The sequence below is a fragment of the Rhodobacter aestuarii genome, from assembly GCF_900156655.1.
In the GTDB taxonomy this organism is placed as follows: Bacteria; Pseudomonadota; Alphaproteobacteria; order Rhodobacterales; family Rhodobacteraceae; genus Rhodobacter; species Rhodobacter aestuarii.
The window spans coordinates 205,970-228,584 of record NZ_FTOG01000009.1 but is presented as its reverse complement, the minus strand read 5'-3'; the positions used below and the strand labels follow the sequence as shown (position 1 = coordinate 228,584).

Here is a 22,615-nt window from a genome sequence, read left to right as displayed (position 1 = left end):
GCAGGGAGAGGCCCCCGAAGGATGACAAAGCGGGGCCGTTGGCGGGCACGGCGATGACCACGGCGACCGCCGCCGCCCCTGAGCAAGGCTTTGACAGCCTCGGCCTGGGTCACCCACCCCCACCGGGGGATAGGCGCGGGCAATAGATATCAATCTCGGGGTCACAGGTTTTTGCGGTGAGATGTTTAGCACCAACCCTGTTGCGCTATCGGGCGTTGAGCGTAAGCTTCAACGAATTTCAGGGAGCTTGATTATGCTTGCAGAATACCTTTCCAGGCTTGCCACCGAATACACACGAGAACGCATGAAGCCGTTTGCAGGCTCAGCCTTCGGCGACTTTGTACGTCACGACATTGCCTTGGAGGCGAGGAAAGCTCTGAACGTTTGGCCCTTCGATTTGAAGGTGAAGGCCAGCGTCGGCCAGGGTCTTTGGGCATCGGTGCCATGGCTTGCGTTCTTTGACCCGCTCATCACAGAGACAGCGACGAAAGGCTTCTACGTGGTTTACCTGATCAACCCCGATGCGCAGACAATCACGCTGTCGATGAACCAGGGAACGACCGCCGTGATCAATGAGTTTGGGCATGCGCGCGGCCTTGAAGTGTTGAAGCGCCGTGCCAGGGATATGGCCGATCGTGTACATGAGTTTGCCCAGCGCTTTTCCGAAGAACCGATCGACCTTGGCTCTGGCGCTGGGCTGCCCACGGGGTATGAGGCTGGACATGCATTCGGTCGAACCTATCGCGTCGGCGACCTCAATGACGAGCAGCTTTCTGAAGACTTGCACGTCATGCTCCTGGCCTATGAAGCGCTCGTAAATCGCGGAGGCACGACGCCCAGCGAGGCGATGCAAGAAGAGGCCGAGGGGAAGGATATCGAAGAGACGCGCCGCTACGTCCTATCGCGACGCATTGAGCGTTCGCCAAAAGTCCGCAAGGATGTGCTCAAGGTGAAGCCACCGATTTGCGAATGCTGCGGTCTAGACCCAGCTCGAGACTACGGTTTCAGCGGGCCCGCCCATGAAACGCCGCTAGATGTGCATCACGCGGCCCCCTTGCACGGGTTGGCCGAGGGCGAAACGCGTCGTTACAAGGTTCCCGATGACTTCATGGTCCTCTGCCCGACCTGTCATCGCATGATTCACAAGACCGAAACGCCGTCCGACCTGAACAACCTCAAGCGCAAGTTGCGTTTCAAAATCGCACATGACTTGGCTTACTTCAGTCCTTGACGCCCCATCCTCACGGGTACACTAATGGGGACATTCTAGGTACACGCCGAACGTTGACCGCTCTTGTAGGTCGTTGATTTAAAAGGAAAGAATGGACACCCGCGACGGAGAGCAACGCCTACCGCCGGAGCCAAAATCTCTTAGAGATTACAACACGATAAAGGCCGCCCCGAAGGGCGGCTTTTGTCGTTTTTGGTAGGCTCTGCAACAACTCTACAACATTAGTCAGCGTCGGACTGTCTCGCACGTTCCTCGAAGTGCGAAGCATGGTACCATCGCCACCACCACCGCAGTTTTCGCCGAGGAGGCCTGTCGCACGGCGTTTGATCTCAGCATCAATGATCTGATCGAAGGTGAGGCCAATCCCCGGTGTGGCGGCAATCTCGGGCTTTGCAGCCTCGCGCTTGAACTCGGGGTAGCGCTTTGTCTCGCCGCTTTCGGAATAGTCGCCTTCGGCCTTTTGCTTGTTGATCCGGGCCGCTTCGATCAGCGCCTTGCCGAACTCAATCATCAACTTCTGGCGGGAGGCATCATCAGTGACGACACGGTGCCGCTGCAGAATCACATCCACAAACCCGCCAAACCGCGCCTCAAGCGCCTCTGGGTCGATCTGCGTTGATTGTGCCTGCTTGCCCACCATGAGGGATTGCAGAGCGCTGGGCTGAGGCTGCAGCACCGCCCGATCCGTCTCAATGACCCTTTCCCACAGTTCAGGGCTGCCGGGGTCTTCATCCAGCACATCAATGAAGGTGCGATAGATTTCACCCGCTAGCGCCAGCGTGTCTTTGTGGCTGAGCGGCTTCGGGCCAGCCCTGACCGCATCCCAATGGGCGTTTACTTGGGCCAGAACCGAGGCGTGGCGGCGTTTGGCTTCGGCTGTATCGCGGGTGCGCAAAGACAGCTTGATATCTTCGCCCACAGAAACGCGGACGGGCCGCCCATCAAGTTCGATCTGGAGTGTGGTGCCGCGAACCTTGCTCAAAATATCGGCAGGAACCCGGACTCGGAACAGACAGTTTCGCTTTGCTGTCGCTTTAGTCGGCGTCGGCATCATAAGACCCATGTGTACCACCTCTGTGTCTCACTAGAAGCGGCGCGATCCCCAATGGGGTATAATGTCTTTTGTTTTCAACGGTTTAGGGTGGTGGGTGATGAGAGACTCGAACTCCCGACATCCTCGGTGTAAACGAGGCGCTCTACCAACTGAGCTAATCACCCGACGCGGGCCTGATAGCCTGTGCCGGGGCTGCTGTGCAAGGGCAAAGGTGGCGCGGCGGTGGTGATGGTGGGGCCTTCGGCACGGGGGCGAGAGGGCCAAGGCGCTTGTTGGTCACGCGCGTTATCTGTGGGGGCCGGTCCAGTCAAGAAAAACGGCTGACTGTAGGCGTACTTAATGAGACGGCCCTAGAACCATTGCCCGGGTTCCATCAGACCAAGGTCCATCAATTGCTGCCCGGTCCAACTGAAGCGTTCGGAATTGTGCCAAACGAAGCTTGGAATGTCATAGGTTGAGCCCGGGTTGCGTTTGAGCGCTTTCGCCACGCGGAAAGACACGATCGCCGCCGTCAGGTTGTTGTGCCACGGGCAGGCATAGGTGTTCAGTTCCTCATTGTTCAGCCTGTGGTCGGGGCGCAGTTCCAACCCCGGTGCGGTGCGAAAAAGCGCGATCCGGTCGATTTTGCGCCGCGCCGCGGGAATGTGCTCGTCAAACCGCCAGCGCAACCCGCCAAAGAAATCCAGTTGGCGCTCGCGCGGGTGGTTGTGGTTCGCGGGATCTGGGCGGCCAAGCGCGTAATAGCCTGCGCGGTCCAGCATCGCCTCATCCAAGTTCACCCCATTGGGGTTCTTTTCAAGGTCGGGGGCATAAAGGTCGACCACATAGGTCAGCATTGCAGAGCGGCGTTCCTCGGTGTGGAAGGCCAGCATTTCGCGGACATTGCGGTGTTCGCAAAACGGGTGGAACAGATATTCCGCGTTGAAGCAGTAATAGAGCCAAGTGCCGGGGGGCGCCGCCGCAATCAATGGGTTGAGGGCGGCTGTCAGCGCGCCTTCACGGTGCATGTCCCACGGGATGCGGTGGATTTGCGCAGAAAGATCCTCGGGCAGCACCAGCGCTTCGGGGGCGTAAACCACCATGGTGCGAAAGCCTGCCGCCAAATGATGGCGCAAGGTGCTTTCGACCTCGACCAAATCCTCCACAAGGACAACCGCCACCGGTCCTTTGGCAAGGGTGGTTTTGGCCGTGGCCAGAAAAGCGCTTTGCGAGGTGTAATCCATTTTCTGCTCGGTTGACCCGTTTGCGCCAATCTCGCCAAAGCGGGGCCTGATTGCAAGCGGCGAGGGGCGCGATCATCCCCCCAGAAGCGTCAGCGCCCCCACCAGCACCGTGGCGAGCACGAACCCCGCCACCTTCTGCGCGTGAAACAGCCCCTCGACCCATGCATCGCCATGCCGGACCGATTGAAAACTCGCCCGCGCCTCGATCAGCGGCAGCGCGTTCTCGACGCTGAACATCAGCTTGATCACCAGGTTGCGATGGCGCAGCTCGCGGCTGCGATAGGCCAGCGCGACCCCAAGGCCCACCAGCCCGGCAAACCAGTAAAGCACGCGGAACGGATGCAGCCCGTAGCCGATGAAAAGCTTCGAGCCCCAAAGCCAGATCCGGTCGCGCAGCGGCGTGTTGCCGGCGCGGCGTTCGTGCTCGAACCGGGCCTCTTCCACCGCCTCGGCCTGCGGCAGCGCCCCCGCCTCGGTCAGCGCCCGCGCCAGCGCGCGATAGGGCTGCGGGGTGAAATAGGCGTCATGGGCGGGGTCGGGTCTGCCCGCCGCATCGCGCCGCTCGATCAGCGCAATCAACTGCGCGGCGCTGGCATCGGCCAGATTGGTGCGCCCCGAACTGCGATCGGCGGCCCTGAGCCCGCCAAGGGTGCGGTAGTCGAAGCCCGCAAGGTCAAGGTCGATCCAGCCGCCATCGGCGCGCTGAAATGCCTCGATCTCGGCCTGAAAGCCCTGCGCGGTGGCATTGCGCAGGATCAGGCTGGCCTCCGCACCCCAGTTCGGGCGGCCGATATCGGAGGAAGAGAGGATCAGATCCCCCGCCACCCGCGCCCCGGAAAGCTCGATCCGGCCCGCGAAAGTGCTGGCGCCGAAGTGCACGTTGCCGCCCACCCGGGCGCCGGTCAAGGCGATGCCTTGCTTGAACACGGCGCCCTCGCGCAGGAAAAGTTCGCCCCCAACCTCGATCCCGTCGGCGCGCACCTTGCCTTTGATGCTGGCGCCGATGGCCGCGACATCCCCGCCGACCTTCGCGCCGATCAGGCGCAGATCGCCCTTGACCGTGGTGTGGTCGTTCAGGAAAAGATCGCCCCCGACCTCGATCCCGTCGGCGCGCACCGTGCCGTCGAAGCTGGCGCCGGAGGCCGAGACATTCCCGCCCACCTTCGCGCCGGGCAGGCGCAGTTCGCCCTTGACCGTGGTGTGGTCGCGCAGGAAAAGATCGCCCCCGACCTCGAGACTGGAGGCGGAAACCTTCCCGTCGATCTGCGTGCCTTGCACGATCAGCGACCGGGCGAAGTGGCTGCGCAGGAACGTCGCCCCTGCGGTCAGGTGGCTCTGGAGCAGGGCCAATTCCGGCGCCACCGCGTCGTTTTCCAGATCGAGTTCCCCCTCGATCCGCGCGCAGTCCACCTCGACCTGCGGCCGCTCCAGCGCCGCGGTATATTGCGGGTGGGTCAGGATCAGCCGCAGGAAGCGCGGTGACAGGCGGCGGCCCTCGGGCACGGTGTCGGTGATGTCGGCGGGGTTGCAGGGCTGATCATCGCCCGAAAACTTCCGCATGTCGGCCCAGCGGCCCTCGCAAATCTGCGTCCAGGCCCAGATCTCGGCCTTGCTCCACTCCCCCTCGGCGGGCAGCTTCAGCGCGCATGTGCCGCCCGGAAAGGTGCGTTGACCCTCTTCGGCCCGCAGCGGCGGGGCAAGGCAGAGGGGGCCGAGGATCAGGAGCGCGAACAGGGGCAGCAAAAATCGCATGACGACTTCCGGGGTAAAAACACTGACGTTCAGCTTTGCCGCCTTTCGCCCATGCCGCAACCGCCTGCCTTGCGGCAAAGTGCCGTTTGCGGTATCGAGCCGCGATCACGGAGAGCCCTTATGACCGATGCGCAAAACGAGCCCAAAAAGCTCTTTATCAAGACCTATGGCTGTCAGATGAATGTCTATGACAGTGAGCGCATGGCCGAGGCCATGGGCGCGAAGGGCTATGTGCTGACCGAGGCGCTGGAAGACGCCGATCTGGTGCTGCTCAACACCTGCCACATTCGGGAAAAGGCGGCCGAGAAGGTCTATTCGGACCTTGGCCGCTTGCGCCCTTACAAAGACGCCAAGCCCGATCTGAAAATTGGTGTGGCGGGCTGTGTCGCGCAGGCCGAGGGCGAAGAAATTTTGAACCGGATGCCCTTGGTTGACTTGGTGGTGGGCTCGCAAAACTACCATCGCCTGCCCGATATGGTGGCGGCGGCCGAGCGGGGCGAGCATCCGGTGGATACCGAATTCCCGGCGGAGGATAAGTTCGACCTTCTGCCCGAGCGCCCGGTGCAGGCGCGCCCGACTGCGTTTTTGACGGTGCAAGAAGGCTGCGACAAATTCTGTGCCTTTTGCGTGGTGCCCTATACCCGTGGGGCGGAGATCTCGCGCCCGGTGTCGCGGATTTTGTCCGAGGCGCATAAGCTGGTGGAAAAGGGCGTGCGCGAAATCACGCTCTTGGGGCAAAACGTCAACGGCTACCACGGTGAGGGGCAGGGCGGTGCTTGGGGGCTGGGCCGCTTGGTGCGGGAACTCGCGAAAATCGACGGGCTGGACCGCATTCGCTATACGACCTCGCATCCCAATGACATGGCCGATGATCTGATCGCGGCGCATGGCGAAGAGCCGAAGCTGATGCCCTATTTGCATTTGCCGGTGCAATCGGGCTCGGACCGGGTGCTAAAAGCGATGAACCGTAAGCACACCGCCGAGGAATATTTGCGCCTGATCGAGCGTATTCGGGCCGCGCGGCCTGATATTATGCTCTCGTCTGATTTTATCGCCGGTTTCCCCGGGGAAACGGATGCCGACCATCAAGACAGCCTCGATCTGATCCGCGAAGTGGGCTTTGGCGCGGCCTATTCGTTCAAATATTCGCCGCGCCCGGGCACTCCGGCGGCGGGCCGTGAAGGTGTGCCCTCTGAGGTGGGCGATGCCCGGCTGCAAGAGTTGCAAGCGCTGATCACCGCGCAACAAAAGGCCACGCAAGAAAGCATGGTGGGCCGCACCGTGGGCGTATTGTTCGAGAAACCGGGCCGATTGGAAGGCCAGTGGATTGGCAAATCTGATTACCTGCATGCCGTCTATGTGAAGGCCGACGGGATCGGGCAGGGCACGCTTGCGCAGGTGAGAATCACGGCCGCAGGGCCAAATTCCTTGGCGGGTGAGCTGCTCTGATCTGCTTCGGGGCGGGCGCTGCAAGAGCAGGCGGTGCCGCAATCTGAGGCGGTAAAGTGGTTTCGTCTGGCACCATTCGTGCCAATTTGTCCCCGGTTTGTTTGCGGATCAGACACAATAACAAGGCAAAGCCCCTTCCTTTGTCGCAAGGTTTTGTTACTGTGTGCCAAATTCGTTACCGTTTTGCGCAGTCAAAACGGGTGCTTTCGAGGAGGCTTGGTGGGGATGACTAGATTGATCCGCGAATTCAAACCGGCGGCTTTGCGCCTTGGTGCGGCGGCGGTGGCACTGGTGGCCACACTGGGCACGGCTTCGGCTGATGAAGCCTATGTTCCGACGATCTGGGTTGATCCCGATGGCTGCGAGCATTGGGCGATGGACGACGGGGCGGAGGGCTATATGGATGCCCGTATCACCCGCGACGGTCGCCCGGTTTGCCACCGCGATGTCTGCGGCGTGCTGCCCACCGACCAGCTGTTTGCCACCGATAGTTCGCGCATCACCGCGCAAGGCCGCGCCACGCTGCAAAACTTCTTCCAAACCGCACAGGCGCGCAGCTTCATCATCTCGGGCCACACCGACAGCCGCGCCTCGGATGAATATAACATGCGCCTGTCGAAGCGTCGCGCCGAAGCGGTTGCGGGTGTTGCGCAGTCGATCGGGGCGCCGGTTCTCGCGGTCAACTGGTATGGCGAGCGGATGCCGCGCGCGACCAATGGCACTGCCGCGGGCATGGCGCAAAACCGCCGCGTCGAAATCATTTGTGTGAAGTGAGGGCAAGAACATGAACGGTACGAAATACCTTCTGATGGGTCTTGCCGCTGTTGGGTTGGCCGCTTGCGATGATGTTGGCCCCGACAAAAGCTACGACCGTGGTGTCAACGCCCACCATCTGAGCCAGCTTGAGGCCGGGATCTGGATCGACCCGGAAGGCTGCGACCACTGGATCATTGACGATGGCGTCGAGGGCTACCTGACTCAGCGCGTTGACGATTACGGCAAGCCGATCTGTTCGGGCGCTGGCGCCCCCTCGACCGCCGTGGGGCCGTTTAAGCAAGGCTCGCCGATCGCGGACCCGCTCTAACGCGAGTAAAGGGCGCGAAATTCAGCGCCTGCTCAAAAATAAGGCATTCAAGCCGCGCGATGCTTCGCGCGGCCTCTTTCGTGACGTCTGCGTGAATTTTGGGTCATTGCGCGCGGATTGTGCAAACCATGTCTTGCGTCATTTAAGGGGTAGGTGCACCATATCTTTACCAACGCCAGCCAGGGAGACGCTTTTGGGCTTTAGCGCGATCACCCCCCCGCCCAGCACTCAGGATGCTTACGAGACCCTTCTCGAGTTTCCTGACAACCGATTGCTGATCGACCTTTGCGGAGAATTTGATCGCAACCTCGCGCAGATCGAACACAAGATGTCGGTCCATATCCTGCGTCGAGGGAACCAGCTGGCCGTGGTCGGCACGCCCGAAGCGCAAGAACAAGCCGCCGCCGTGCTCAACACGCTTTATGCGCGGCTTGAACAGGGCAAGGCGATTGACGCGGGCGAAATTGATGGCGCGATCCGGATGTCGGACCTTGGCCATGATGGCGTCTCGGTGGACGAGCAGCTTGAGATGTTCGCCGCCGGAAAATACGAAATTCGCACCCGCAAGAAACAGATCGAACCCCGGACCGAGGCGCAAAAGGCCTATGTGCGGGCGCTTTTTGAAAATGAGCTCGCCTTTGGCATCGGTCCGGCGGGCACGGGCAAAACCTATCTCGCCGTTGCCGTGGGCGTGACCATGCTGATTGGCGGGCATGTAGATAAGATCATCCTGAGCCGTCCGGCGGTGGAAGCGGGCGAGCGGCTTGGCTTCTTGCCCGGCGACATGAAGGAAAAGGTCGATCCTTACATGCAGCCGCTTTACGACGCGCTGAATGATTTTCTGCCGTCGAAACAGCTTGCCAAGCTGATGGAAGAAAAGCGCATTGAAATTGCGCCCTTGGCCTTTATGCGCGGCCGCACGCTGTCGAGCGCCTTTGTGGTGCTGGATGAGGCGCAAAACGCGACCACCATGCAAATGAAGATGTTCCTGACCCGTCTGGGGCAGGGGAGCCGCATGGTGATTACTGGCGACCGGACGCAGATCGACCTTCCGCGCGGCACGGCCTCGGGTCTGCAAGATGCCGAGCGCATCTTGGACGGGGTGAAGGGCATCGCCTTCAATTACTTCACGGCTTCCGATGTGGTGCGCCACCCGCTCGTGGCGCGGATCATTGATGCCTATGACAAATCCGAAATCGCCTAGCCCGGTTCAGCGGTTCTTTTTGGCGGCTTTGCCCCCGCGCTGGGGGCAAAGCATGATGCGTTCTTCTGAAGCTTGGAAGATGATCTGCCCCAATTGTGGGCATGCAGTTTCGGTTTGGGAGAGCGGCGGCATTCGTTGGGGCGCAAAATCTGTTAGCAAGCGGGTGGCCGGGCGCTGCCCAGCTTGCGGTACGGCAGGCATGATGCCGCTTGAAAAGCGCCCCTAAGCTGGCATGCTTTTTGTCTTGCTGTAACCTTGGGGGCAGAGTAACGCGCGCAGATGCAGATTGAAGTTGATATCGAAGATCCGCGATGGGAGTCTCTTGACCTTGCCGCGCGCAGTGAAGTGGCCGCGCGCGCGGTGCTCGCCGATTTGGGGGTGGCGCCTGAGGGTGTGACGCTTTCGGTTTTGGGCTGTGATGACGCCCGAATTGCTGAATTGAATGAAGAGTTTCGCGGCAAGCCCACGCCCACGAATGTGCTAAGTTGGCCCGCCGAAGAGCGCGGCGCCGAAGCGCCGGGCGGCGTGCCTGAGAGGCCAGTGGCGGATGTTTTTGGTGAGATTGAACTGGGCGATATTGCCATCGCCTATGAGACCTGTGCGCGTGAAGCCCAAGAAGCGGGCAAATCCGTTCACGATCACGTCACACATTTGATGGTACATGGTGTTTTGCATCTTCTGGGCTATGACCATATCCGCGACGCAGACGCGCAGTTGATGGAAAGCTGTGAAGTGCGTATCTTGGCGGCTCTGGGAATTTCTAATCCCTATGAGCTTTAGCGGCAAAGCCGCTGCATTTGGAAAGGTAAGATGGGACAAGTCGCAGACGGAAGTAATTCCGCCGCCGTGCCCGCTTCGGACCCCGAAGCTGGCGAGAGTAGTTCTGAGCCGCAGTCTAGAGGGTTGTTCGGGCGCATATTTGGCGCGCTTGGAGGCAACTCGGATGACACTGACACAATCTACCATGATGGGGCCGCCAACAGCGCCGCCACGCCTGTAGGCCCGCCGGGGCTGGGCAACCTGCGCAAAATGCGGGTGGGCGATGTTGCTATTCCCAAGGCTGAGATTGTCGCGGTGCCCATCACCACAACCCGCGATGAGCTGGTTGAGGTGTTTCGCGAGCAAGGCTATTCGCGGCTGCCCGTTTTCAAAGAAACGCTCGATAGCCCGATGGGGCTTGTCCACCTGAAAGACCTCGCCCTTGGCTGGGGCTTTGGCGCGGGCTCGGGGCGGTTTTCCCTGCGCAAACTGCTGCGCCCGCTGCTTTATGTGCCGCCTTCGATGCCGATTGGTGTGTTGCTGCAAAAGATGCAGGTGCAGCGCATCCATATGGCGCTGGTGATTGATGAATATGGCGGGGTCGATGGGCTGGTCACGCTTGAAGACCTGATCGAACAGGTGATCGGCGAGATCGAAGACGAGCATGACGAGGCCGAGGACGGGCTTTGGAAGCTTGAAAAGCCCGGCCAATGGATCGTGCAAGCCCGTGCGCCGCTTGATGAATTTGAACCCGAGATCGGGATGCAATTGGCTGACCCGGAAGAACATGGCGACGTTGATACGCTCGGCGGTCTGGTAGTCACGCAAATCGGCCGTGTGCCTGCGCGCGGCGAAGTGATCGTGGCCGAAAGCGGCGTTGAATTTGAAGTGGTCGATGCCGATCCGCGCCGCGTGAAGCGGTTGCGGGTGCGTTTGCCTGGCGTGGCCCCGGCTGAGTAATACCTGAATGCGCGTACCTGCTGGCTATAATCCGATTTGGCGTCCGCTTGTCTGGGGGCTCGCCGCCCTTCTTGGTGCCGGTGTGGCGTTTGGGCAGGCACCCTTTGGGCATTGGTGGCTGGCGCTCATTGCGCTGACCTTCCTTTTCCCGCTCGCGTTGCGCACCGCGCCTTTTAAGGCAGGGCTTGCGGCGGGCATGGGCTATGGCCTTGTGACGATGTTCTGGATCATTGATCCGTTCTTCGTTGAGCCAGAGATTTATGGCTGGATGGCGCCTTTTGCCCTTTTCTTCATGGCGTCGGGCGTGGGGGTGTTTTGGGCGCTTGGTATGGGGCTCGGGGCCAAACTTGGCGCGGGCGAACCCTCGCGCGCGCTGGGCATGGTGCTTGGCCTATTTGCCGCCGATTTCGCGCGCAGCTACATCTTCACCGGCTTTCCTTGGGTGCTGTTCGGCCACATCTGGCTCGATACACCTGTCGCGCAATGGGCCTCGGTCGTAGGGGCCTTGGGCTTGGGGCTCTTGACCTTGGGCATTGCGGCGGCCCCTTGGCTTGTGCCGGTGCCGGGCAAGCGCTGGCTGGCGGATCTGGTCGCAGCGGTGGTTTTGGGGCTTCTTTGGTGGGGTGGCGATGCGCGGTTGAAAGACCCGCTGCCGGAGCGTGAAACGCCTATCAACCTGCGCATCTTGCAGCCCAATGCGCCGCAAGACCTGAAATGGGACCCGGACTACGCCGAAGAGTTCTTTTTCCGGCATCTGGACCTGACGGCCGAACCGCCCGCCGAAGGTAAGCCCAAGCCCGATTTGATCTTGTGGCCGGAAACGGCTGTGCCCTTCTTGCTCAACCGTCCCGGCGCAGGGCTTGAGATGGTGGCCGAGGCGGCGCAAGGCATCCCAGTCGCGCTGGGCATCCAGCGGGGCGAGGGGATGCGCTACTATAATTCGCTGGCTGTGGTGGGGGCGGGCGGCACCGTCAGCGCCACTTACGACAAGGTGCATCTGGTTCCCTTTGGCGAATACATCCCCTTTGGCGATGCGTTCGCGAAAATCGGCATCACCGCCTTTGCCGCGCAGGCGGGCAATGGCTATTCGGCGGGGGCGAACCGCACGCTTTTGGACCTTGGCCCGCTCGGTGTCGTACAACCGCTCATTTGCTATGAGGCGGTCTTTGCCCATGAAATCCAAGGCAAGAACCCGCGCCCCGATTGGCTGTTGCAGATCACCAATGACGCATGGTTTGGCACCTCTTCCGGCCCCTATCAGCATCTCGCCCAAGCGCGGTTTCGCTCGATCGAATTTGGCCTGCCGCTCGCGCGTTCGGCCAATACCGGGGTGAGCGCGCTCATTGATGCGCGCGGGCGGATGGTCGAAAGCCTGCCCATGGGGGAACAGGGGGTGATTGATGCGCCTCTGCCCCCCTCTGCCACGGTGACGATCTATGCCGGAATGGGGGATTACCCGTTTCTCGAAGGGCTTGCGATCGTGGCTCTGACACTTTTTGCCACTGCGCGCTTTGCGCGCGTTGACCGCCGTAAAAAGCAGGTCTAGGCAGGATTATCCGTTCCAACGGCTTCCTGGCGGGACGGAGCATTTCTCTAATGGAGCACTTCTCAATGTCTCGCACGAACTACGTTTTCACCTCCGAATCCGTTTCGGAGGGCCATCCCGACAAGGTCTGCGACCGCATCTCTGATGCCGTCCTCGACGCCTTCCTTGCCGAAGAACCCAACGCCCGTGTCGCCTGTGAAACCTTCGCAACCACCAATCAGGTGGTCGTTGGTGGCGAAGTGGGGCTTTCGGACAAGACGCGCCTTGCCGAATTCATGACCCGTATCGACGGGATCGTGCGCGACTGCGTGAAAGATATCGGCTACGAGCAAGATGCCTTCCACTGGGCGACGCTGAACTTCGCCAACTACCTGCACCCGCAATCGGCGCATATCTCGCAAGGCGTCGATAAAGACGGGGCGGGCGACCAAGGTATCATGTTCGGTTACGCCACCGATGAAACCGAAGCGCTGATGCCCGCGCCGATCCAATACAGCCATGCGATCCTGCGTCGCTTGGCCGAGGTGCGCAAATCTGGCGAGGCGGCGACGCTTGGCCCCGACGCGAAATCGCAGCTTTCGGTGCGCTACGAAAATGGCAAACCCGTCGGCGTGACCTCGATCGTGCTCTCGACCCAGCACAAATACGAAAGCCAAACCTCGGATGACATCCGCGCCATCGTGGAACCCTATATCCGCGAAGTGCTGCCCTCGGGCTGGATCGACGAAAAAACCGAATGGTGGGTGAACCCGACCGGAACCTTTGTGATTGGTGGCCCCGATGGGGACGCGGGTCTGACGGGCCGTAAGATCATCGTCGACACCTATGGTGGCGCGGCGCCGCACGGCGGCGGGGCGTTCTCGGGCAAAGACCCGACCAAGGTGGACCGCTCGGCCGCTTATGCCGCGCGCTATCTGGCGAAAAACGTGGTCGCGGCGGGTCTGGCGAAGAAATGCTGCATCCAAGTCAGCTATGCGATTGGGGTGGCGAAACCGCTTTCGATCTATGCCGACACCTATGGCACGGGGGAAGTGCCCGAATCCGAGATCGAGCGGATCGTGGCCCAATGCATGGACCTGACCCCGCGCGGCATCCGCGAGCATCTTGAACTGTGCAAACCGATCTATGCCCGCACCGCCGCTTACGGCCACTTTGGCCGCGCGCCTGAAGCCGACGGCGGCTTCTCGTGGGAGCGCACCGATCTGGTCGAGGCGCTGAAAAAAGCGCTCTGATCTGATCCGACATATGATCGAAAAGGGGGCCTCGGCCCCCTTTTTCTTTGCGCGTATTGAGGTAGCGCGAGGTGCAACAGCGCAGTATCGCTTGCCTCAGCGCCGCAGTTCAGCGAGCCTTGCCATGGGAGAAATGGGAGGTGCGCATGGGCGAGAGCTTGCGCTACGCGGCAGTGATGCTGGCCGCGGGTATTGGAATTCCGGTTTTGGCCGCGCTCAATGCGCAACTCGGCACACGGATCGGCTCGCCCGTGGTGGCGGCGGTTGTTTTGTTTTGCGTCGCTTTAACGGGCGCGGTGGTGGTGATGCTGGTCACCGCAGGGCCAACGGCGCTGCGTGACGTGCCCGCACAACCGCGCCATCTGTTCTTGGCGGGGCTGCTGGTTTGTTTTTACGTGCTCTCTGTCACCTTTGTTGCGCCGCGCTTTGGCGTGGGAAATGCGGTGTTCTTCGTGTTGATGGGGCAGATGATTTCCGCCGCGCTGATCGACCAATTCGGTCTTTTCGGGGCGATTGCACGCCCGATCAGCCTCGCCCGCGCTGCGGGCCTTGGCCTGATGGCGAGTGGGCTTTTCTTGATCATGCGCGGATAATGCGTCAAATCCCGGGGGCGTTGTCCCGCGCGCCTTGATGCAAGTCTAAGAGCAGGAGGTGCCTCTGTGGCGAACCGATGGAACATCCCTGCATGGCTTGAGGCAAAGGTGCGGGCGCGCGACCAAGTCTGTGTTTACTGCGGAACGGCTTTCACGGCCTTCAAAGTCTCTGCAAGATCTGGGCCGAGTTGGGAGCATATCATCAATGACGCGACGCTCATCCGTGAGGACAATATTGCGCTTTGCTGCCGCGGCTGTAACGCGAGTAAAGGGCAAAAACGCGTGTCAGATTGGCTTGTGACGCCCTATTGCAAAGATCGAGGGATTTCTGCTCAGACGGTGGCACCAATCATTCAGCGCGCGATCCGCAACGGTCAATAGGTTCAAGAGAGAAGCTGTGGCCCTGCCAAAGCAGCGATTTCAACATTTTTGAAGGTAGAGATTTTATGGAACGCACCGATACATCTGGTTTGACCCAATTGGGCCAATCTGTCGCCGCGCCGACCTCCCCGGAAGAGGCCGTGTTGGAGCGTGTGCCGGCCTCGCATCCGGGCACCGATTATACCGTGCGCTTTACCGCGCCGGAATTTACCTCGCTGTGCCCGCTCACGGGGCAGCCTGATTTCGCCCATATCGTGATTGATTACATCCCCGGTGACTGGCTGGTGGAGAGCAAATCTCTCAAGCTTTATCTGGCAAGTTTCCGCAATCATGGCGTGTTTCACGAGACCTGCTCCGTTGAGATTGCGCTGAGCTGGTGGAGCTGCTCGCGCCGAAATGGCTACGCATCGGGGCCTATTGGTATCCGCGCGGGGGCATTCCGATTGATGTCTTTTGGCAAACCGGGGCGCCGCCCGAAGGTGTTTGGATCCCCGATCAGGGTGTGGCCCCCTATCGCGGGCGCGGTTGAGAAGGCTTGACCGAGGCGCAACAGCCCCCTAAAGGCGCGGCCATGAGCGAAGAGACCAACATCCCCGAGGAAACCGCCGCCGCCCCGCAACCGGAGTGGCGCAATTTCTATGGCCGCCGCGCAGGCAAAACGCTGCGCCCAAGCCAAAAGGTTTACTTGGGCGAAGATCTCGACACGCTGACCCCGCAGGGCTTTTCGCGCGAAGAAAACCCTGAGCGGGATGTGGTCGATCCGGCGACGATCTTTGGCAATGATGCGCCGTTTTGGCTGGAGGTTGGCTTTGGCGGCGGCGAGCACATGGTGCATATGGCCGCCACCTATCCGGGGATCAACATTCTGGGCTGTGAGCCTTTCATCAATGGCGTTGCGATGCTTTTGGGCAAAATTCGCGCGGCGGGCGTGGAAAACGTTGCCGTTTGGCCGGGGGACGCGCGCGATGTGATGGATGTGCTGCCCGAGGGCTCGGTTGCCAAAGCGTTTTTGAACTATCCCGACCCTTGGCCAAAGCGTCGCCATCATCGCCGCCGCTTTGTTACGCAAGACCATCTTGTGCCGCTTTATCGGTGCCTTGCGCCGGGGGCGGAGTTCCGCGTCGCCACCGATATTCCCGATTACATGCGCCAAGCTTTGCGCGAAGTGCCGAAAGCGGGCTTTGAGCTCATCGCGCATTCCGGCACGGCGTGGGAGGATTGGATCTCGACCCGCTATGAACAAAAGGCGCTGCGCGAAGGTCGCGTGCCCGATTACGCCACTTTCCGCAAACCTTAAGCCGCCCCTTGGGGCTTTTAGGCGGGCGCGGCTTGCGCTATGGGAGGCCGAACCATCAGGGAGGCTTTTCATGTCCGGTCACGGCGATCCTATTTTGATGACCGCGCGCAAGGGCGGGCCGCTTTCGGGCGTGGCCGAGGTGCCGGGCGACAAGTCGATCTCGCATCGGGCGCTGATCTTGGGGGCGCTGTCGGTTGGGCGCACCGAGATCACCGGGCTTTTGGAAGGCCAAGATGTGCTCGATACCGCCAAGGCGATGCAGGCGTTTGGCGCCACGGTCACCCAACATGGCCCCGGCGCTTGGTCGGTAGAGGGCGTGGGCGTGGGCGGCTTTGCCGAACCCGAGGCGGTGATTGATTGCGGCAATTCGGGCACCGGGGTGCGGCTGATCATGGGGTGCATGGCGAGTTCTGCGCTGACCGCCACTTTCACGGGCGATGCGAGCCTGCGCAAACGCCCGATGGGCCGGGTGACGGACCCGCTCGCGCTCTTTGGCGCGCGGGCTTATGGCCGTGAAGGCGGTCGTTTGCCGATGACGGTGGTCGGTGCGGCAGAACCTGTGCCGGTGTGCTACACCACGCCGATGGCCTCGGCGCAGGTGAAGTCTGCGGTGCTCCTCGCGGGGCTCAATGCGCCGGGCGAGACCGTGGTGATTGAGAAAACCCCCACCCGCGACCATACCGAGCGGATGCTGCGCGGCTTTGGCGCCGAGGTGACGGTGGAAGAAACGCCCGAGGGCAACCGGATCACGCTCAAGGGCCAGCCGGAACTGACCGCGCAAAAGGTAGCCGTGCCGCGCGACCCGTCGTCTGCCGCTTTCCCGGTCTGCGCCGCGCTGTTGGTGCCGGGCTCTGACATCATGGTGCCGGGCGTCAGCCAAAACCCGACCCGTAATGGGCTCTTCCTGACGCTCAAGGAAATGGGCGCAAATATCGAATTTCTGAACGAGCGCGAAGAGGGCGGCGAACCGGTCGCCGATCTGCGCGTACGTTATTCGGAGCTGACGGGGATCACCGTGCCCGCCGCGCGCGCGGCAAGCCAAATTGACGAATATCCGGTGCTGGCGGCAGTGGCGGCTTGTGCGCGTGGCACCACCACCATGCCCGGTGTGCATGAGTTGCGGGTGAAGGAAAGCGACCGGATCGACGCGATGGCGCGCGGGCTTGAGGCTTGCGGCGTCAAAATTGAGGAAGACGAGGACACGCTGATCGTGCATGGCCTTGGGCCGGATGGCGTTCCGGGCGGCGCGACGGTGGCAACCCATATCGACCACCGTATCGCGATGAGCTTTTTGGTGCTCGGGCTTGCAAGTCAGCAACCGATCACGGTGGATGACGGCTCGCCGATTGCGACCTCTTTCCCGGTGTTTGAAGAGCTGATGCGCGGGCTCGGCGCTACGATCACGCGCGCAGAGTAAGAAAGCGAGACGTTCTGTGGGGCTATTCCGGCAAGCTGAAAGTGTTTTTCATCTTGCCATAAATATCCCCGCTGAAGGCGCTGCGGAGAAAACGAGAGGGCCGTATGCAGTTCACAGTCGCGATTGATGGGCCCGCTGCGGCGGGTAAAGGCACGCTGTCGCGCGCGGTGGCGGAAAAGTTCGGCTTCGCGCATCTTGATACCGGCGCGCTTTACCGTGCCGTTGGGGTGAAGGCCGAGGCAGAGGGGCTGGACCCGGTCGCGGCCGCGCGCAGCCTGACGCCTGCAGACCTTGCGCGCGCGGATCTGCGCACGCTTGCAGCGGGGCAGGCGGCTTCCAAGGTCGCGGTGATCCCCGAGGTGCGCCAAGCCCTGCTTGACTATCAGCGCGATTTTGCCCGCCGTGCGGGCGGTGCGGTGCTTGATGGCCGCGATATTGGCACGGTGATTTGCCCCACGGCGGAGGTGAAGCTTTTTGTCACCGCCTCTGCCGAGGTACGGGCGCATCGCCGCTGGCTGGAACTGGGCGGCGATGAGGCGCAGGTCTTGGCCGAGGTCCGCGCCCGCGATGAGCGGGATATGAACCGCGCCGATGCGCCACTCAAACCCGCCGAGGATGCGGTGCAGATTGATACCTCTGACATGAGCATCGAGGCCGCCGTGGCCGCCGCTTGTGATTTGATTGCAAAGGCGATGGCGTGAATCGTCGCCAAACCAAAAGATAAAGAGGGTTTCATGAAGGGTATTGGGTCTTCCGTTCTGCTTTGCGGGCTCGCAGCGGCGCTTTCGGCTTGCATGGAGGCGCCATCTGCCCCCGCACCGGTGACCGTGACCCCGCCGCCTGTAGAGGTTGCCGAGCCCCCCGGCACCAGCCCCGCCAGCGCCATCCCGGCCAGCAGCGTTGCCGCCGAATACGCCTATGTTTCGGAGCATTTCCCCGGTTGGCAGGTGCAAACGCAGGGGCTGATGATGCAACCCTCGGGCCGCGCGGTGGATGTGCTGACGCTGGAAAAGGCGGGCGAGAACCGCGATCTTTACTTCGATATCTCCAGCGTCTTCGTGACCGGGCTTTAAGCCTGACTCTGTGCCGCCGCGCATGGGGTCCGTGCGCCATTGCGCAGAACTTGCCATTGTGCGGTTTTTGGGTGCGTCTAATCTGCGGCTCCTTCCAAGATCGCGCAATAAGGACCCCTCATGCTGATCGACACGCTCAACTGGCGCTACGCCACCAAAAAGATGGACCCGGCCAAAGCCGTGCCGGAAGAGAAGGTGGCCCGCATTCTGGCTGCGGCGCAGCTTGCGCCGACCTCTTCGGGGCTTCAGCCCTTTGAAATTCTGGTGATCACCAATGCCGATCTGCGCGCGCAACTTCGCGGGGCCGCCTATGATCAGGCCCAAGTCACCGATGGTTCGCATCTGATCGTTTTTGCCGCTTGGGACAATTACACCGACGCGCGCATTGAGGCTGTGGTCGATCACACCGTGGCGGAGCGCGGTATCCCGCGCGAAATGGTCACGCCGTACTATGACAACCTCAAAGCGCAATTCCTGCCCCGCCCGGCGGAGGTGAACTTCGACCATGCCGCGCGCCAAGCCTATATCGCTTTTGGCATCGCGCTGGCCCAAGCCGCCGAAGAAGAGGTGGATGCCACCCCGATGGAAGGGTTCGACCCCGCAAAAGTCGACGAAATCCTTGGCCTGCGCGAAAAGGGCCTGCGCTCGGTTACGCTGATGCCGCTGGGCTACCGCGCCAACGAGGGTGACTGGCTCTTGGGCATGAAGAAAGTGCGTAAGCCGCTGAGCGAGCTGGTCACGCGGATCGACTGAGCGCGCAAAACCCCCTGTTTTGCGAGGCGCTGCCGCAAGGCGGCGCCTTTTATATTGCGGTGTTGCGCGGCAGGGGGATTCGCCACTAGGCTAAACTGCGGCTTGAAGGATCGCGTTCACCCCCGGCAAAACGGAGGAAAATTCTTCATGCCAACCACGCATATCGCACGTTTCACCCAAAAAGTTTCGGCCGCCGCTCTGACATTGGGCTTGGTCTTGAGTTCTATGCCGGTTGCGGCACAGGGCCCTGCGACGCAGATGATGAATGGCCGTCCGGTTTTGGCTTGGGAGGTTGGGCATCCAGAACGGAAAATTTGGTCGACCCGCCTGCGTGAGCGAATTTACAAATACCTCGATAAAATGGGCACACCCGCCGATATAGCGGATTATTGCCCCAATTTTGCGGAACTCCCGCGCGCGCGCCGGGTGGATGTGTGGGCGCAGATTGCCGTGACGATTGCCGGACAGGAAAGCGACTTCGTGCCCGGTTTGGTGGTGCCTGCGAAATCGCCCCGCGGGAAAGACCGTGCTGGGCTGTTTCAGCTGACCTATGGCAAGTCGAACAAGGTCTGCACCTATGATCCGGCGACGGCCAGCCTGACCAATCCGCTGGAAAGCATTGATTGCGCCGTGTCGCGGATGCAAAGCGGTGTCGCACGCGATGGGCTGGTGGCGCAGGGCGCGCGCTCGGGCGAGTATCGCGGCATCGCGCGGACATGGAAATCGATGCGGATCGGCAAGGACTCCCGCAAGGCGGACGTGCAAGCCGCCGTGCGTGCCTTGCCCTTCTGCGGGTAGGAGCCGGATCGCGCTCACCCCCACATTTGCCAACAAATCCTTGCCCTGAGGGCGATTCGCGCCTATAGGGGCCCGGTCGAAGGGGGTAGCCATGGGCTGCCCCCTTGCGACATTCGCAACGAAAGACCGGCGGAGCCAACCGCATGGCCAGTCAAACCATGATGTAAAGGAAACTGAGACGAATGTGCGCCAAAGCAACAATGGAAGAATTTGAAGCCCTTCTCCAAGAGAGCTTCGAGATCGACACCCCCCAAGAGGGTTCGGTCGTCAAAGGCAAAGTCATCGCCATCGAGGCGGGCCAAGCCATCATCGACGTCGGCTACAAAATGGAAGGCCGCGTTGACCTGAAAGAATTCTCGAACCCGGGTGAAGCTCCCTCGATCGCCGTTGGCGATGAGGTCGAAGTTTATCTGGATCGCGTCGAGAACGCGCGTGGCGAAGCCGTCATCTCGCGTGAGAAAGCCCGTCGCGAAGAAGCTTGGGATCGTCTGGAAAAAGCCTATGCTTCGGAAGAGCGCGTCGATGGCGCCATCTTCGGTCGCGTCAAAGGCGGCTTCACCGTCGATCTGGGCGGCGCTGTGGCCTTCTTGCCCGGCTCGCAAGTCGACGTGCGTCCGGTGCGCGACGCTGGCCCGCTCATGGGTCTGAAACAGCCGTTCCAAATCCTGAAAATGGACCGTCGTCGTGGCAACATCGTTGTGTCGCGTCGTGCCATTCTCGAAGAATCGCGTGCCGAACAGCGTGCCGAAGTCATCGGCAACCTGTCGGAAGGCCAAGTGGTCGACGGCGTGGTCAAGAACATCACCGAATACGGTGCGTTCGTTGATCTGGGCGGCGTGGACGGCCTGCTGCACGTCACCGACATGGCGTGGCGCCGTGTGAACCATCCGTCGGAAATCCTGTCGATCGGCGAAACCGTCAAGGTTCAAGTCGTCAAGATCAACAAGGAAACGCACCGCATCAGCCTCGGCATGAAGCAGCTGCAAAACGACCCGTGGGATTCGGTGGAAACCAAATTCTCGCTCGGTTCGGTCCACAAAGGCCGCGTCACCAACATCACCGACTACGGCGCATTCGTCGAGTTGGAAGCTGGTGTCGAAGGTCTGGTTCACGTGTCCGAAATGTCGTGGACCAAGAAAAACGTGCATCCCGGCAAAATCGTTTCGACCTCGCAAGAAGTCGACGTCATGGTGCTCGAGATCGACACCGCGAAACGCCGCGTGTCGCTTGGCCTCAAACAATGCATGCGCAACCCGTGGGAATCGTTTGCTGACGCCCATCCGGTTGGCAGCATGATCGAAGGCGAAGTGAAGAACATCACCGAATTCGGTCTGTTCATCGGCCTCGACAACGACATCGACGGCATGGTTCACCTGTCGGACCTGTCGTGGGACAAGCGCGGCGAAGAAGCGATCCAAGATTACCGCAAAGGCGACGTGGTCAAAGCCGCGGTCACCGAAGTGGATATCGACAAAGAGCGTATCTCGCTCTCGATCAAAGCGCTCGACGCCGACACCTTCTCTGATGCGGTTGATGGCGTGAAACGTGGCTCGGTGATCACCGTGAACGTGACCGCGATCGAAGACGGCGGCATCGAAGTCGAATACAACGGCATGAAGTCGTTCATTCGTCGTTCGGACCTTGCCCGTGACCGTGCCGACCAACGCCCCGAGCGTTTCCAAGTGGGCGACCACGTGGACGTGCGCGTTGTCAACGTCGACAGCAAAACCCGCAAACTGGGCGTGTCGATCAAGGCGCGTGAAATCGCTGAAGAGAAAGAAGCCGTGGAACAATACGGCTCGTCGGACTCGGGCGCTTCGCTCGGCGACATCCTCGGCGCCGCCCTCAAAGGCCGCGAATAAGCTTCTCCCGAAAGGGAACGGAAAGGCCCCGCGCAGGCGGGGCCTTTTGCTTTTCGATTCGCGCAAAAGGTGTGTTGAAGGGGCGAAAGAGGCGCTTCTGAGCCATATCTGGCCGCTTTCCGCCCCGAGAATGCCGCCTGCAAAGCGAAAAGCGTGCCCAAATCTCCCGCTATCCCCCCTGAATTCCCCGTTTTTCCAAGCCTTTGCTGTTTGAGACGCCGAGAATTCCTCCTATAGTCGGAGAAAGAGAAAATAGGGCTGACAGTCGGATAGCCTACGGGGGGATATTATGATTCGATCTGAATTGATCGCCAAGATTGCCGAGGAAAATCCTCACCTTTTCCAGCGTGACGTCGAAAAGATCGTCAACACGATCTTCGAAGAGATCATTGAAGCGATGGCCCGTGGAGACCGGGTTGAGTTGCGCGGTTTCGGCGCCTTTTCGGTAAAGAAACGCGATGCTAGAACGGGGCGCAACCCGCGCACCGGCACCTCGGTCGCGGTAGAAGAAAAACACGTCCCCTTCTTCAAGACCGGTAAGCTTTTGCGAGACCGGCTGAACGGGGCAGAGGAGTAAGACCCCAGATGATCCGCCTGATCCGCTACCTGTTCCTGTTGGTGCTCGCCGTTGTTTTGGTCGTTTTGGCGATGTCGAATCGCGCCATCGTCGCGCTGCAACTGCTGCCCGCAGAGGCCGAGACCTATCTGGGCATGAACTGGCGCGTGGATGTGCCGCTTTACCTCGTGATCTTTGCGGGGCTCGGCGTCGGGCTGCTGGTTGGCTTCTTTTGGGAGTTCTTCCGCGAGCGGAGCTTCCGTAAAACCGCCCGCAAAGCGACCAAGCGCGCGCAAAACCTTGAACGTGAGCTGGGCCGTTTGAAAGAAAAGACCCAAGGCCCGCGGGATGACGTTTTGGCGTTGCTCGACAAGCCGCGCGCCTAACGCGG

22 protein-coding genes, 1 tRNA gene, 1 pseudogene and 1 riboswitch are annotated in these 22,615 nt (G+C 61.0%); of the genes and pseudogenes, 20 read left to right on the top strand and 4 right to left on the bottom strand.

Features of this window, described 5'->3' with window-relative positions; genetic code table 11:
* Positions 1-253 precede the first annotated feature (253 nt).
* Positions 254-1,231, top strand: coding sequence for an MrcB family domain-containing protein (locus BW967_RS14115; RefSeq protein ID WP_076485729.1), 978 nt, complete (start codon positions 254-256; stop codon positions 1,229-1,231).
* 118 nt (positions 1,232-1,349) lie between these two features.
* Here BW967_RS14115 and BW967_RS14110 read toward each other — a convergent pair whose 3' ends face one another.
* The 4 genes from BW967_RS14110 to BW967_RS14095 form a co-directional block, all read right to left on the bottom strand.
* A complete protein-coding gene (locus BW967_RS14110; protein WP_139327842.1) occupies positions 1,350-2,294 on the bottom strand; it encodes a DUF6538 domain-containing protein in 945 nt (314 codons plus the stop codon).
* A gap of 79 nt (positions 2,295-2,373) precedes the next feature.
* Positions 2,374-2,449 (bottom strand) — tRNA-Val (locus tag BW967_RS14105).
* A 186-nt stretch (positions 2,450-2,635) separates the two neighbouring features.
* Positions 2,636-3,508, bottom strand: coding sequence for a glycosyltransferase family protein (locus BW967_RS14100; protein ID WP_076485727.1), 873 nt, complete (start codon positions 3,506-3,508; stop codon positions 2,636-2,638).
* 72 nt (positions 3,509-3,580) lie between these two features.
* Complete coding sequence (locus BW967_RS14095) at positions 3,581-5,260, bottom strand: bactofilin family protein (RefSeq protein ID WP_076485726.1); 1,680 nt, start codon at positions 5,258-5,260, stop codon at positions 3,581-3,583.
* A 120-nt stretch (positions 5,261-5,380) separates the two neighbouring features.
* Between BW967_RS14095 and miaB the strand changes: the two genes are divergently transcribed.
* From miaB to BW967_RS13990, 19 genes and pseudogenes are all read left to right on the top strand, one after another.
* On the top strand, positions 5,381-6,709 hold the full coding sequence (gene miaB / locus BW967_RS14090; RefSeq protein ID WP_076485725.1) for a tRNA (N6-isopentenyl adenosine(37)-C2)-methylthiotransferase MiaB: 1,329 nt from the start codon (positions 5,381-5,383) through the stop codon (positions 6,707-6,709).
* A 225-nt stretch (positions 6,710-6,934) separates the two neighbouring features.
* On the top strand, positions 6,935-7,483 hold the full coding sequence (locus BW967_RS14085) for an OmpA family protein (RefSeq protein ID WP_076485724.1): 549 nt from the start codon (positions 6,935-6,937) through the stop codon (positions 7,481-7,483).
* Between the two features lie 10 nt (positions 7,484-7,493).
* Positions 7,494-7,793 carry a hypothetical protein gene (locus BW967_RS14080; RefSeq protein ID WP_076485723.1) on the top strand — a complete coding sequence of 100 codons (300 nt, stop codon included), beginning with the start codon at positions 7,494-7,496 and terminating at the stop codon, positions 7,791-7,793.
* Between the two features lie 193 nt (positions 7,794-7,986).
* Positions 7,987-8,997, top strand: a complete 1,011-nt coding sequence (locus BW967_RS14075) for a PhoH family protein (RefSeq protein ID WP_076485722.1) — start codon at positions 7,987-7,989, stop codon at positions 8,995-8,997.
* A 279-nt stretch (positions 8,998-9,276) separates the two neighbouring features.
* The gene (gene ybeY / locus BW967_RS14065; protein ID WP_076485720.1) at positions 9,277-9,777 is read left to right on the top strand and encodes an rRNA maturation RNase YbeY; all 501 of its coding nucleotides are present in this window, start codon (positions 9,277-9,279) and stop codon (positions 9,775-9,777) included.
* Between the two features lie 30 nt (positions 9,778-9,807).
* Positions 9,808-10,716, top strand: a complete 909-nt coding sequence (locus tag BW967_RS14060) for a hemolysin family protein (RefSeq protein WP_076485719.1) — start codon at positions 9,808-9,810, stop codon at positions 10,714-10,716.
* Positions 10,717-10,723: 7 nt separating this feature from the next.
* A complete protein-coding gene (lnt, locus tag BW967_RS14055; protein ID WP_076485718.1) occupies positions 10,724-12,262 on the top strand; it encodes an apolipoprotein N-acyltransferase in 1,539 nt (512 codons plus the stop codon).
* Between the two features lie 7 nt (positions 12,263-12,269).
* Positions 12,270-12,320: riboswitch (SAM-SAH riboswitch) on the top strand.
* 7 nt (positions 12,321-12,327) lie between these two features.
* Positions 12,328-13,494 (top strand): methionine adenosyltransferase, encoded by a 1,167-nt coding sequence (metK, locus tag BW967_RS14050; protein ID WP_076485717.1) that lies wholly within the window; start codon positions 12,328-12,330, stop codon positions 13,492-13,494.
* A 146-nt stretch (positions 13,495-13,640) separates the two neighbouring features.
* Complete coding sequence (locus BW967_RS14045; RefSeq protein ID WP_076485716.1) at positions 13,641-14,087, top strand: DMT family transporter; 447 nt, start codon at positions 13,641-13,643, stop codon at positions 14,085-14,087.
* A gap of 446 nt (positions 14,088-14,533) precedes the next feature.
* Positions 14,534-14,997 (top strand): annotated as a pseudogene (queF, locus tag BW967_RS14035) (preQ(1) synthase).
* Between the two features lie 42 nt (positions 14,998-15,039).
* On the top strand, positions 15,040-15,765 hold the full coding sequence (gene trmB / locus BW967_RS14030) for a tRNA (guanine(46)-N(7))-methyltransferase TrmB (protein ID WP_076485714.1): 726 nt from the start codon (positions 15,040-15,042) through the stop codon (positions 15,763-15,765).
* A 70-nt stretch (positions 15,766-15,835) separates the two neighbouring features.
* Positions 15,836-17,182, top strand: a complete 1,347-nt coding sequence (aroA, locus tag BW967_RS14025; protein WP_076485713.1) for a 3-phosphoshikimate 1-carboxyvinyltransferase — start codon at positions 15,836-15,838, stop codon at positions 17,180-17,182.
* Positions 17,183-17,286: 104 nt separating this feature from the next.
* Positions 17,287-17,883 (top strand): (d)CMP kinase, encoded by a 597-nt coding sequence (locus tag BW967_RS14020; protein ID WP_076485712.1) that lies wholly within the window; start codon positions 17,287-17,289, stop codon positions 17,881-17,883.
* 33 nt (positions 17,884-17,916) lie between these two features.
* Positions 17,917-18,255, top strand: a complete 339-nt coding sequence (locus BW967_RS14015) for a hypothetical protein (protein WP_076485711.1) — start codon at positions 17,917-17,919, stop codon at positions 18,253-18,255.
* A gap of 120 nt (positions 18,256-18,375) precedes the next feature.
* Entirely contained in the window at positions 18,376-19,008 is a 633-nt protein-coding gene (locus BW967_RS14010; RefSeq protein WP_076485710.1) for an NAD(P)H-dependent oxidoreductase, read from the top strand.
* A gap of 147 nt (positions 19,009-19,155) precedes the next feature.
* Complete coding sequence (locus BW967_RS14005; RefSeq protein WP_076485709.1) at positions 19,156-19,806, top strand: transglycosylase SLT domain-containing protein; 651 nt, start codon at positions 19,156-19,158, stop codon at positions 19,804-19,806.
* A 182-nt stretch (positions 19,807-19,988) separates the two neighbouring features.
* Positions 19,989-21,668, top strand: coding sequence for a 30S ribosomal protein S1 (rpsA, locus tag BW967_RS14000; RefSeq protein WP_076485708.1), 1,680 nt, complete (start codon positions 19,989-19,991; stop codon positions 21,666-21,668).
* Between the two features lie 289 nt (positions 21,669-21,957).
* On the top strand, positions 21,958-22,245 hold the full coding sequence (gene ihfB / locus BW967_RS13995; protein WP_076485707.1) for an integration host factor subunit beta: 288 nt from the start codon (positions 21,958-21,960) through the stop codon (positions 22,243-22,245).
* Positions 22,246-22,253: 8 nt separating this feature from the next.
* The gene (locus BW967_RS13990) at positions 22,254-22,610 is read left to right on the top strand and encodes a LapA family protein (RefSeq protein WP_083952257.1); all 357 of its coding nucleotides are present in this window, start codon (positions 22,254-22,256) and stop codon (positions 22,608-22,610) included.
* Positions 22,611-22,615: the final 5 nt, after the last annotated feature.